The organism is Verrucomicrobiota bacterium (genome assembly GCA_016871495.1).
Taxonomy (GTDB): domain Bacteria; phylum Verrucomicrobiota; class Verrucomicrobiia; order Limisphaerales; family VHDF01; genus VHDF01.
The window spans coordinates 1-12,290 of sequence record VHDF01000114.1; the positions used below are offsets into that span (position 1 = coordinate 1).

Annotated in this window: 8 protein-coding genes; 7 read left to right on the top strand and 1 reads right to left on the bottom strand. The window is 60.6% G+C overall.

The features are described from left to right. The first annotated feature begins 634 nt into the window (after positions 1-634). Positions 635-1,234 carry a toxin-antitoxin system YwqK family antitoxin gene (locus tag FJ404_17725; protein MBM3824694.1) on the top strand — a complete coding sequence of 200 codons (600 nt, stop codon included), beginning with the start codon at positions 635-637 and terminating at the stop codon, positions 1,232-1,234. 56 nt (positions 1,235-1,290) lie between these two features. On the opposite strand, the gene FJ404_17730 is transcribed toward FJ404_17725, so the two are convergent. Further along, a complete protein-coding gene (locus tag FJ404_17730; GenBank protein ID MBM3824695.1) occupies positions 1,291-1,917 on the bottom strand; it encodes a hypothetical protein in 627 nt (208 codons plus the stop codon). A gap of 378 nt (positions 1,918-2,295) precedes the next feature. Between FJ404_17730 and FJ404_17735 the strand changes: the two genes are divergently transcribed. The 6 genes from FJ404_17735 (at position 2,296) to murJ (ending at position 11,996) form a co-directional block, all read left to right on the top strand. Further along, entirely contained in the window at positions 2,296-5,172 is a 2,877-nt protein-coding gene (locus FJ404_17735) for a DUF1553 domain-containing protein (protein ID MBM3824696.1), read from the top strand. Beyond that, a complete protein-coding gene (locus tag FJ404_17740; protein ID MBM3824697.1) occupies positions 5,169-6,584 on the top strand; it encodes a DUF1501 domain-containing protein in 1,416 nt (471 codons plus the stop codon). Before FJ404_17735 ends, FJ404_17740 begins: the two co-directional genes overlap by 4 nt. Positions 6,585-6,879: 295 nt before the next feature. Continuing rightward, entirely contained in the window at positions 6,880-8,004 is a 1,125-nt protein-coding gene (locus tag FJ404_17745; GenBank protein ID MBM3824698.1) for a mandelate racemase/muconate lactonizing enzyme family protein, read from the top strand. A gap of 48 nt (positions 8,005-8,052) precedes the next feature. Further along, positions 8,053-8,982: a dihydrodipicolinate synthase family protein gene (locus FJ404_17750; GenBank protein ID MBM3824699.1), complete on the top strand. Its 930-nt coding sequence runs from the start codon at positions 8,053-8,055 to the stop codon at positions 8,980-8,982. Beyond that, on the top strand, positions 8,979-10,334 hold the full coding sequence (locus FJ404_17755; protein MBM3824700.1) for an MFS transporter: 1,356 nt from the start codon (positions 8,979-8,981) through the stop codon (positions 10,332-10,334). Before FJ404_17750 ends, FJ404_17755 begins: the two co-directional genes overlap by 4 nt. A gap of 81 nt (positions 10,335-10,415) precedes the next feature. Continuing rightward, entirely contained in the window at positions 10,416-11,996 is a 1,581-nt protein-coding gene (murJ, locus tag FJ404_17760) for a murein biosynthesis integral membrane protein MurJ (GenBank protein ID MBM3824701.1), read from the top strand. The last annotated feature ends 294 nt before the right edge of the window (positions 11,997-12,290 follow it).

Sequence of the window (12,290 nt, forward strand, 5' to 3'; positions counted from 1 at the left end):
CACCCGTCAGCGCGCCGCCAAATCCTGACACCCTGTCAAAAACCTGGAAATCCCCATCAGGCCGCCAAACCCGCGTCAACATTGGCGATTACGCCCCAAATTGTCCAAAATCGCCACGACCTATGATATATCCGGGCTAGGCGCGTGGAGAGCATGGAAGGGCCTCGTTCTTCACCCGCCGGGCCGACGGGCCGTCGGTGATAAGGCAGGCTGGGCAGCCTGCGCCAAACTGCAGACAACTGATACGGTTTCCAAAGTTATTCATCCGCGGGCGAGGAGAGCCAGGAACAGCTCCCCGCAGCCGGCGGTGAATAACTTTGCCGCGCCGAAAAAAGGTTCTGGTGAAAAAGTCTTGCCCCCGAGGTCTGTTGCCTTCGGGGTGTGTGGCCGGCCCACATCCACGGATCAGGGAGTCGTCTGCCCACGAATCGCACGAATTACACGGATGAAAACAGGCTTTCGCTCGGTTCGATGAGAATCAGGATTTTCGACCGTCTGGATGGAACTCCAGGATAGCGATGAATTCTCCATCCATCCGTGTGATCCGTGGTTGCCCTAGAAAAGGATCAGCCGTTTTCCTTGGAACAGGCGCAGGTGGACCGGATTGATTTTCTGCGTTCCCGCGCGCATCCTCGTGTTGATGTCTTTGAAGGTCATTCTGGTGATGGCAGTCCTTATTCTAGCGCTTGCTTGGTTTGGGCTTCGAACGAGCCAGACCACGAGCGTCCTGCCCGCTCCTGTTTTGCCGGAGTTGGACCGCGCCGCTTTGGTCTTGGAGAACCGGCGGTTGCGGCAGACAAACGCCACGGGGCCCTTTACGGGTTGGATGACGACCTTCTACCCGGGGGGAACTTTGCAGTCGCGGTCTTTCGTTTCCAACGGGGTGTTGCACGGGGTTTCCCAGGGCTGGTTCACCAACGGGGTTTTGCAAATCGTGGAACAATTTGAGAACGGGGTATCGCACGGCACCCGGGTGAAGTATTTCGATTCCGGGGCGACCCAATCGGTCGGGCAGATTCAACAGGGCAAGATGGAAGGGGCGTTTGTGCGTTACCACGAGCAAGGCGGGATCGCGGAGAGAATCTCGCTTTCGAACGGGCTGCCGCATGGCGACTCCTTCGCCTACCATCCCAACGGACGGATCAAGGCCAGGGCGAAACTCGATCAGGGGCAGGTTGTGGAGTCGCAGAATTTCAACGAGCAGGGTGAACCCGTGACGAACAAGACCCGTTGACCGGGTTTGGGACGGGATCGCCGGATTTCCTTCCTCCGCGTCCTGGCGCCTCCGGATTATCGCAAGGGCAAGGGGGTGAGGCTCGGATCTGAAGTGGAGCGAGGAGGGATCGAGCTTACCGAAGCGGAAGGGTTCGCGTGCGTGATGGTGGAGACGAGATGCTTCAAACGATGGACGAATGCGAACTCGGACGCGGAGGTCCAATGGGCGCCGAACGAACGCGCAACCTTGTTGGCGATCGAACGCAGATCCTTGTCACATGAAACGGTTCGCTTGAGGTACACGCGGCTGTTGTAGTCGAGGTATCCCCCGATCTCGTCAACGTAGCATACCACATGCACCAGGCCGGGCATGCGAACCGCGATCAGGTGAGGGCGGAAACCACGCTGGCTCAGGATCTCGGCGGCGAGCGTGGCGTAGTCGTCGCAATCCCCCAACTCGGTCGCGAGAAACATCTCCGGAAGCTGTACTTCCTCGAAGAATTGATAGCGAAATTCGCTGAAGTAAGACGCGAATCGTTGCGGAGTCAGCTTGGGCTCCCTCCGAAGGTCGTCGAGCGTGACCGGGCGGGCTCCCAAGGTGGAACAAATCAAACCCGCAGCCAGGCAAAGCGAAATCCGCAGGGACCCCGGCAGGGGTAGGCGGACGCGCGAGGCGGAGAAATCGGAGCTACGGTCTCGCATGGCACCGGTGGAGTATGGCAAAAGCAGAACTCGATCTCCATCTGAATCGGCAGGAATTGGGGATGAGTTGAGGTTCGGAATCCGCCGGCGGTTGACGACGGTTCGTTCTGCAGGTGCTGGCGGAGCGCGGTGTTTGAGCCGAATCAGCTCGACGCGTCCGCAAATTGCCGACGCGCGCCGTTCACGTGGCTTCCTTACACCCAAGCCCGTCCGCGGAGAGCTTTTCCCGGTCGATGTCTCGCCCCTCAAGCCCTGGCCAGACGCTCGCCGCTTGAATTTGCCATGCCCCTTTGAAGAAACACCCTGAAGCGCCGTGAACGGCGCGCCCCGACGAAGTGTGGATGCAGGCCAATATGGCGCGGGCCGTCATGGACAGCCATGACGGAGTCTGGCAAGCTCTTGACTTCAGCCCGCATGGACCTTGCACCCAGGCAATTTCGATTTCAGACCTTGCGATGCCTTCGCTGGTCCGGGGCTTTTTTGGTGTTTTGCCTTGGCAGCCTGATGCCGTCCAGGGCGGCGGTCGAGGCCAAGGCTCATTGGTCCTTCAAGCCTTTGCAGTCTCCGGCGGTTCCCGAGGCCATCCCGGGCTGGAAACCGCGGAATCCCATCGATCGCTTCGTTCATTCCGGTCTTCGCCGGCGAGGACTGCGTCCTTCCGTCGAAGCCTCGAAGCCTGTGTTGCTGAGGCGCGCGGCGCTGGTGTTGACGGGGCTGCCTCCTTCGATCGAAGAGTGGCAGGCATTCCTGAAGGACCGCCACCCTGACGCTTACCGGAGGAGAGTCCAAGCGTATCTGGATACACCTCGACGGGCCGAGCGCTGGGCCAAGCATTGGCTGGACGCGGCGGGCTATGCGGACTCCAACGGTTATTTTTCCGCCGATACGGATCGTCCGCTGGCCTACCGCTACCGCGATTATGTCATTCGTTCGTTGCATCACGACAAACCTTTCGACCGATTCATTCGCGAGCAACTGGCGGGGGATGAAATGTCCGGGTGGAAACCGGGCCAGCCGGCGAATGCCGGCATCATCGAGCTTTTGGAAGCGACCCATTTTTTGAGGAACGGACAGGATGGATCGGGTGAGAGCGACGGAAATCCGGATGAAGTGCGGGTGGACCGTTACTACGCATTGGAGTCGAGCATGCAGATTCTGGGGTCGAGCCTTCTGGGGCTTACCGTGCAGTGCGCCAAATGCCACGACCACAAATTCGAGCCGTTCACGCAATCCGACTATTACTCCTTTCAAGCTTTTCTCTATCCGGCCTTCAACATTGAGCAATGGGTCAAGCCCAATGACCGCGTGGTGGAGGCCTCGCTGCCCGGCGAATTGGAAAACTGGAAGGTGGCGGAGAAACAGCGGGACACGGAGACGGAAGCGATTCGGCAGGAACTGGCGCGCTGGGTGCGATCGCATCGCGTCGAGGGCCGGACGTTGTTTGCCGACGACTTCGAGAGTGAGTCGGTCTCACGGTCGAGGTGGTCCAATCGAGCCCCCGGGGACGACACGGAGGGCGGATCGCCTCCGGTGACTTGGCAGGGCGAGGCGGGGCCCTCGGCCCGGGTTGAAAGGGGCAGTTTGCACATTATTGAGGGAGGTGGTTCAGGGGATCGTTGGATTTCGACGCGAGCGAGTTTCGATTGGAGGCCGGCGCGAACGAATGATTGGATCGAAGCCAGTTTTCTATTGAGGTCGGCCCGTGCCGGTCAGGCTGGCCGCGATGCGGATCGCATCGGCTGGATGATCGCCTTGCACGATTTCGACGACAGTTCTTCCACCCCTGGAGGCAACCTTCTCATCGATGGGAATCCGGGCGGTCCTTCGGCGATTTATGTGGATTATCCCGGTCCTGATTCCAAGAACCGCGGCAGCCTCGGAACCACCGGATATGGGCCCGGCCGGCGCTATGGCGTCAGGATTACCATGACCGGGGAGGATCGCTTTTCCATGCAACATTGGGTGGATGACGCGCCGGATGGACCGCCGATGGTGTTGAAGGGTGAAGATTTGCCGCCGGGCGGATTCGGTTTCGAGTATTGCTGCGGGCGCAGTTTTGAAGTGGATGACGTGCGCGTCGCCGTTTCGAGGAGGGAAGATCCGGCTTGGGCGAAGGCATCCTCGGAATTCGAGCAGGCATTTGCCGAACGGCAAAAGTCCGCCGACCAGCAGTTGCAGGAGATCGCCAAGCGCCGGCAGCCGCGTCCCGGGCAGGTGGCTTGGGTGAGCGACATGTCCGAGAAAACTCCCGTGGTGCGGGTCCTGAACAGGGGCAATCCCAAGACGCCGGGCGTGGTGGCGGAGCCCGCCTTTCCCGCCTTTCTGTCTGGTGTGGGCCATCTGCCGAAGGGAAGCCAGGCGGACGGGGTCGCGCAAGCGAGGGGGAGGCGGACGGCGTGGGCGGATTGGCTGACTCAGCCGGGATCGATTCAGGAAGGATTGCTCGCGCGCAATCTGGTCAATCGCGTGTGGTTGCAGATTTTTGGAACCGGGTTGGTATCGACGCCGGACAATTTGGGACAGAGCGGAGCCAACCCGACCCATCCGGAGCTGCTGGAGTGGCTGGCTTGGGAATTCGCCCGATCCGGATGGAGCCTGAAACGATTGCAGGCACTCATTTTGGATTCGGCGGTGTTTCGGCAATCGAGCGCTTCGCGAGCGGAGGGATTGGCGAAGGACTCCGCGAATGCAAGCCTGTGGCGATTCCCGGTGCGCCGGCTCGACGCGGAGAGCATTCGCGATGGCATGCTGGCCTCCAGCGGCATGTTGGGAGCCAAGAGCCATGGACCCTACGTGCCGACCGCGCGCAACGGGGCGGGGGAAGTGGTGGTGGATGAGAAGCATCCGGATGCTTTTGCGAGATCGATTTTCCTTCAGCAAAAGCGGACTCAGGTGGCGACCTTGCTTGGCGTGTTCGATGCGCCCTCGATCGTGTTCAATTGTTCCAAGCGCGAACCGACCACCATGCCTCTGCAATCGTTGAATCTTCTGAACTCCGAGTTTGCGGTTCGCCGCGGAGAAGACCTGGCCCGGCGGGTTTTCAAAGAAGCGGGTGGACACGAGCAGGATCGCCTCAACCACATGTTCCTCCTCGCCTTGGGGAGGCTGCCGCGGTTTGGAGAATCGATGGAATGCCGCGCGTTTCTGCGAAAACAAATGGAGTCTTACCGAACGCGGGAACAGGCGGGGATTCGCGCGTGGTCCGATTTGGGGCAATCGATGTATCTCATGAATGCTTATCTTTATCTCGAATGAAGGGTGCCTTTCACGCTTGGGGCCGCAGGTCGTTTCTCTGTTCCGCGGCGGGATGCCTGGGCGGCCTGGCTCTGGCCGATTTGCTTGCAGTCGGGGCCAAGGCGGGCAAGGGGACCGGGTCCGCATCCGCTCACGTTCCGAAGTTTCGTCCCAAAGCCAAGGCGGTCATCAGCCTTTTTCAACACGGAGGTCCGAGCCAGATGGATCTGTTCGATCCCAAGCCGGAACTGAATCGCTGGCATGGCAAACCTTATCCCGGCGGGTCGTTGGAGATCCATTTCGACAAACAAGCGGGAAACGTGTTGGGAGCGCCTTACCGGTTCCAGCCGCGCGGTCAATGCGGGATGGGATTGTCAGAGCTCCTGCCGCACACCGCGGGCATCGCGGATGACCTCACCTTGATCCGGTCGATGACGACGGGATCCGTCGATCACGAATCCGCGCTGCGCATCATTCACACGGGCCGGTTTCTCGCGGGACTGCCTTCCATGGGGTCGTGGATCATTTACGGGTTGGGGGCGGAAACTGAAAACTTGCCCTCCTACGTGGTTTTATCCGATCCGGGCGGACTGCCGGTGGACGGGGAGCGGAATTGGTCCGCGGGATTCCTTCCCGCCGTGTATCAGGGGACGCCTTTTCGGAGCGGACCCTCGCCCGTTTTTAATCTCCACACACCGGACCATTTCACGGAGGTGTCGCGGCGCCAGCAATTGGACTTTCTCAAGCGCATCAACGCGAGGCATGCCGCGCGATTTCCGGAGAATACCGAGATGACGGCGCGCATTGCCCACTTGGAGACGGCGGCGCGCATGCAAACGTCCGTGCCGGAGGCCTTGGACTTGCGCGGTGAATCGGAAGCGACGCGGAGGATGTACGGCCTGGACCGTCCGGAGACGGAAGATTACGGGCGCCGCTGTCTGCTGGCCCGCCGGTTGGTGGAGCGGGGGGTGCGCTATGTGCAGTTGTTCATGAGCGGCCAGCCTTGGGATACTCACGACAAGAACGCGGAGCGTTTGAAGGGGTTATGCGCCCGGACCGACCAACCCAGCGCGGCGCTGGTGAGAGATCTGAAGCAGCGAGGCATGCTCGACAGCACCATCGTGTTGTGGACGGGCGAGTTTGGCCGCTTGCCGGTGTCGCAGGGCAAAGACGGGCGGGATCACAACCGCCATGCGTTTTCGCTCTGGCTGGCGGGGGGAGGATTCAAGGCCGGGCAGGTGGTGGGGGCCACGGACGATTTCGGATATCGCGCCGTGGATCAGATCGTGAGTGTCCATGATCTGCATGCAACGCTTTTGCACGCCTTGGGTCTTGATCACCGCAACTTGCATTATCCTCACGAAGGCCGGGACACCAGTTTGACCGACGCGGAGGTGACCCATGCCCAGGTGGTGCCGGGGTTGCTGGCGTAGTGTGCACGCGCGGTGGTGTTCCGGTTTCCCGGTTGATGGAGTGAAATCAGAAGCCATTCAGCCGTTCTCATTTTGGTGGGTAGGGCGCGTCACTCCGTGCGCGCCGCCTTTGGAAACACCCGGTTTCGGCGCGCAGCGGAGTGCGCGCCCTACCTTGATCAGTCAAAATGAAAACTGCTGGAAGCCATTTTCTTGCTCTTGACCCTGCTCCTGCTCTTACTGGGGGAACGATGAGCCATCCTTACCACCGAAAACCGCGAAGCCCCGCCTGGCGGAGCGGTGATGATCGAAGCTTATGAAGATCGAACACATCATCTGCCAGATTCTGCGCGTTCCCCATGTGGCTGCCAAGACGGCCAGTTGTCAGGATGTCGTGCTGGTTCGCGTGCGCACCAGCGACGGGTTGGAAGGGATTGGCGAAGCCGATTCCTCTCCGGAGGTGGTGAAGGCCATTGTGGACGCGCCGTTCAGCCACAACATTGCCTCGGGCCTGAGGGAGATCTTGAAAAGCGAGCATGCCCTCGAACACGAGCGCCTTTGGCAAAAGATGCTTCGGCGCACTCAATATTTCGGCCGATCCTCGGTGGGCATTACCGCGATGAGCGCGGTGGACATGGCGTTGTGGGATCTCAAGGGCAAAAAGTTTGGCGTCCCCATTCACACGTTGCTGGGCGGCAAGCAGCATGCCCGCTTCCCGGCTTATGCGAGCATTCTTTTTGGGCGCGACGGCCACGAGACGGCGGAGATCGGGAAGCGCTGGGTGGAGCGGGGATACCGGGCGGTGAAGTTCGGTTGGGAACCCATGGGCCAGTCGGAGGCGCTGGATTTGGACCTCGTGAGCGGGGCGCGCCGGGGGCTTGGCGCCGAGAACACGCTGCTGGTCGATGCCGGTTGTGTCTGGGATGCGCGCACGGCTCTGCGCCGGGCGCAGCAATTCGCCGAGTTCCGCATCGGATGGCTGGAGGAACCGCTGAGGCCGTGGGACGTCGATGGCTATGTCTGGCTGCGGGATCGTTCACCCGTGCCGATCGCCGCGGGGGAGGCCGAATGCGGAAGGGAATCGTTTCGACCTCTGATCGATCGCCACGCGCTGGATGTGTATCAGGTGGATATTTCCCGGTGCGGATTCACGGATGCCGCGTTCATTCGCTCCCGGGTGGAGGAAATCAACGCCCGGCTGTGCAACCATTGTTACACCAGCCCGCTGACCGTGGCCGCAAGCCTGCATTGGCTGGCGACGTGCAGAGACGCCTTCCTGTTCGAGGATTGTGTGGACGAATCGCCGATGCGGCATGAGCTGACGCATGAAAAAATGCAGGCGGGTCGGGACGGTTTCATTCAGGTTCCGGAGGGTCCGGGCCTAGGCGTGACGTTGAACGAGGATTTTGTGAAGCGCTACCTCGTCGCGGAATCGAGCTAGCGGCCCGCATGCAGACGGGCCCGAGAACCAGTAACCCCTCAGTCATCCATGAAAACGACGAAAGCCGTCCACGGAGTGTTGCCGGTTTTCCAAACGGCCTATGACGATGACGAATCCATCGATTACGGGACCGTTGAAAGGGAAATCGAGTGGCTTTTCGATCACGGGGCGGATGGCGTGGTGATGGCGATGGTGTCGGAGGTTCTCCGGCTCTCCTCGGATGAGCGGATGAAACTGGCGGAGATTGTCGTCAGGAAAGCGGCCTCCCGCGGTGCCGTTGTCATCAGTGTGGGTGCTGAATCCTCGAAAGTGGCCGAGGAATTCACGAGGCATGCCGAGGCGGCCGGTGCGGATGCCGTGATGGCGATTCCACCGGTGAGTGTGCCGGTGCCGGAGGCAGAGTTGGAATCGTATTACTCGAGGATTCTGAACGCGTCGGATCTTCCGGTCATTGTGCAGGATGCGAGCGGTTATGTAGGCCGGCCCATGAGCATTGAACTGCAAGCCCGGCTGCTGGAGGAATTCGGCGCCGATCGAGTTTGGTTCAAACCCGAGGCCACCCCGATTGTGCCGCGATTGATCGAACTGCGCCAAGCCACGGCCGGAAAAGCCAAAGTCTTCGAGGGCACGGGCGGGATTGCCCTGGTGGAATCGTACGCTGTGGGCGTGGCGGGAACCATGCCGGGGGCAGACCTTATTCAAGCGCTGGTGGCGTTGTGGCGCGCGTTGACCACAGGGGACTCCGCCAAGGCGGCTGCCATTCATCGACCCCTGTCCGAACTCATCGGTTTGCAAACCCGTTTGGACGCGTTTCTGGCCGTGGAGAAGCACTTGCTGCACCGGCAGGGAGTCTTTCCGAGCACGAGAATACGAGGTCCAGTGGGCTGCCGGTTGGATGCGGAAACGCTGTCCAAAGTCGATCATCTCTTCGACCATTTGAGTGAAGTCGTGGAGGCGCGAAAAGACGGCGCTTTATGAGTGGAGGTGGGGACTCCGGAGCCACGGAGGCGGGAATGGAACGGCCCACGCGAGTTCGTCATCGGGTGTTGGCTGGACTGTGTTTGGCGGCGGCATTGGCGTATTTGTGCCGCAATGTGGTGGCCGTGGCGGAGAGCACTCTTCGCAACGACTTGGGTTTGACGAAGCAGGAATCCGGGTGGTTGATGAGCGCGTTCTTTTTCAGTTACGCGCTGGGCCAGATTCCTTGCTCGAGTTTGGGCATGAGATTTGGGCCTCGCCGGGTTCTGCCTGCCCTGGCCGCCTTGTGGTCGGCCGCGACACTGGCCGCGGCCTTTGTTTCCGGCCTGGCGTGGGCGGCGTGTTGGCGGGTGGTTCAGGGCCTGGCGCAGGCCGGCCTTTTCCCCACCACCACACTGTGTTTGGCTCGATGGATTCCGCAGTCGGATAGGGCCACCGCAACCGGATGGCTGACGAGTTTCATGTCTTTGGGGGGAGCCTTGTGCGCCTGGTTAACCGGTTGGATGCTGGAATGGCTGGATCCGCGAGTGGCGCCGGGATGGAACTGGAGGATTACGTTCCTTGTTATTTCGATGCCTGGATTGATCTGGGCGGTCGTGTTTTGGCGATGGTTTCGAGACCATCCGCGGGAACATGGCGCGGTGAACGCGGCGGAGATTCGAAGGATTCGACCGGAAGGTGAAACCCTGGGGAGCGAGGCCGGGGAGGGTTTGGCGCAAGGCGCTCGCGTGAATCCGGGTGGAACGCCCTGGAGGACCCTGGCGGGGAGCGCAACGTTGTGGTGGATTTGTTTGCAGCAGGCGTGCCGTGCGGCGGGATACATTTTCTTCGCGAGCTGGTTTGCGACGTATTTACAGGAAACGCGCGGGGTTGGGGTCGCGAAGTCGGGTTTCCTGAACATGCTTCCGCTGCTCGCGGTGGTGGGCGGGAGTCTGGTCGGGGGCGGGGTGTCGGATTTGATTTGGAGGCGCACCCGGAGTCTGGCTCGGGCGCGATGCGGTCTGAGCGCGGGATCTTTGATCGGATGCGCGGTTCTGATTTTCCTGTCCAAGAGCTTGCAGGATCCTTTGAGCGCGGTCCTGGTGATCAGCGCGGGGTCATTTCTGGCGGGACTGGCCTCGCCTTGCGCCTACGCGTTAACGATTGACCTGGGCGGGTCGCACACGACTACGGTGAATGCGACCATGAACATGATGGGCAACCTCGGCGCTTGGGCCTTTCCCATCGTGGTGCCCTGGATTCTGGAGCGGTTTGGAGGGTGGGACGCGGTCTTGTGGGCCTTCGGCGGCTTGCACTTGATGGCGGCGGCGGCATGGATGATGGTGCGGACTGATCGACCGGTCGTGGCGTGAGGAGGGAGGCCATGAGTTGGGGATCAAGGAATCCCTTTTGACCCTTGCGTGGTCGGGGAGGGGTCCGGCAGCTTTGCGGCTGTGTCGCAGATGTTAAAGTCTTCGGGTGCCATGGGGTTCGCCACGCTGGTCAGCCGCGTTCTCGGCATGGTCCGGGAAATGGTTTACGCGGGTTACATGGGGGACAGTCCGGTCGCGGGCATCTTCAAGCTCGCCTACACGATCCCCAATCTGTTTCGACGGTTGCTCGGGGAAGGGGCTTTGACGGCGGCATTCATTCCCACCTTCAAGGATAAGGAGCGCAAAGAAGGGGAGGCATCGATGTGGGAATCGGCCAACGCCGTCCTCTCGGCCACCCTGGTGGCGACAGGGGTGATTGTGTTGCTGGCCTGGGCGGGCTTAAGCGCGGCGCTGGCGAGTCAGGCATGGAGTGGCGAAACGAGGCTGGTGCTGGAATTGACCCGGTTGATGTTTCCTTACCTGATGTTGGTCTGCGTGGCGGCGATCCTGATTGGAATGCTGAACTCGAGAGGCCATTTCTTTGTGCCCGCCATGGGCGCGGCCATGCTCAATGTGGTGATGATTCTGGCCGTTTTCTTGATCGCGCCCCGCTTTGGAGCTTCACTCGAGCAGCAAGTGTACGGGCTTGGGGTGGGAATCTTGCTGGCCGGCGTGGCGCAGGTGATTTACCAGGTTCCCACGTTGTGGAAGCAGGGATTTCGATTCCGGTGGATCACTCCCTGGAAGCACCCGACGGTCGTGGAGGTCACTCGGAAAATGATACCGGGGACCCTTGGCGTCGCGGCATTCCAAATCAATGTTCTGTTCACTCAACTCCTGGCGTTTCATGTGGATCCCGTCATCAACGCCGCATTCGATTATGCCGTGAGGTTGATGGAGTTCCCGCAGGGGATCTTTGGGTTGTCGCTCGCAACCTACCTGCTGCCGACGTTGTCCGGGATGGCGGCGGAAAAGAAATATCCCGAGTTTCGATCCACTTTGGTGCGGGGTCTGGAGCATCTCTTGTTCGTGAACTTGTTCGCCTCGGGTTTGTTGCTGGCCCTGGCGGAGCCGATGGTGCGGCTGATCTTGGAGCGAGGGGCGTTCACCGCGACTTCGACCGATCGCGTGTCGTTCGCCTTGACTTGCCTGGCACCAGGCTTGGTGTTTTTTTCCATGGTCCATGTGCTGGCCCGCGCGTTTTACGCCCTGGGCGACACGAGAACACCGATGCGGATCGGGGCATTCTGCCTGGCGATGAATCTTCTTTTCGCGTGGTGGCTGATTCCTGCATTCCGGCAGGGAGGCATGGGCATCGCTAATACTCTGAGTTCACTGATGAACGTGGGCCTGCTTCTTTTCGCGCTGCGCAAGAAGTTGCCCGCGATCGATTTTTCGGGGATGAAACGATCCGGACAAGGCATGCTGGCCTGCGCCGCGCTGGCGTGTTTGGTGGCCCTGGGCGTTCGGATGATGTGGACCCAGTGGTTGGGCCATGCCACCCTTCCGGCTCGGCTGGGAGAGGTTTTTGGGCCGATTTTGATTTCTGGATTGGTGTACGCCGCGGTCTCGTGGTGGTCAGGTATTTCATCAGCCAAAGAGATTCTGAGGCTGGCCGGTTCCAAGTTTCGGTCCTGGACTGGGTTCCAAGGCACCGGTTAGGCAGGGTCATACGGCACAACGCCATTCCGGAATGGTGACGCGCGGATTGAGCTGCAACCCTGATCCACGGGTAATTCGGTAGCGATTCAAAAAAACCGCTTCAGGACGCATCAGATGTGAATTGTTCTCTTGCAATGTTATATACATCATGTATTTATTTCGCATGCCAGCTCGCTTGCCCGTCCAAGCCAAGTCGCCGTTCGCCATCGATCCCAAGCCGCTCGACGAGACCGCTTCGTCTCATGCGGGGCTCTTGGCCACTTCGCGCGTCTATCGCTCGCTGAAGCTCCCCGA

Coding starts and splice junctions, on each gene's coding strand:
- FJ404_17730 (MBM3824695.1), bottom strand. CDS start 1,917: ATGCGAGACCGTAGCTCCGATTTCTCCGCCTCGCGCGTCCGCCTACCC.
- FJ404_17735 (MBM3824696.1), top strand. CDS start 2,296: ATGACGGAGTCTGGCAAGCTCTTGACTTCAGCCCGCATGGACCTTGCA.
- FJ404_17740 (MBM3824697.1), top strand. CDS start 5,169: ATGAAGGGTGCCTTTCACGCTTGGGGCCGCAGGTCGTTTCTCTGTTCC.
- FJ404_17745 (MBM3824698.1), top strand. CDS start 6,880: ATGAAGATCGAACACATCATCTGCCAGATTCTGCGCGTTCCCCATGTG.
- FJ404_17750 (MBM3824699.1), top strand. CDS start 8,053: ATGAAAACGACGAAAGCCGTCCACGGAGTGTTGCCGGTTTTCCAAACG.
- FJ404_17755 (MBM3824700.1), top strand. CDS start 8,979: ATGAGTGGAGGTGGGGACTCCGGAGCCACGGAGGCGGGAATGGAACGG.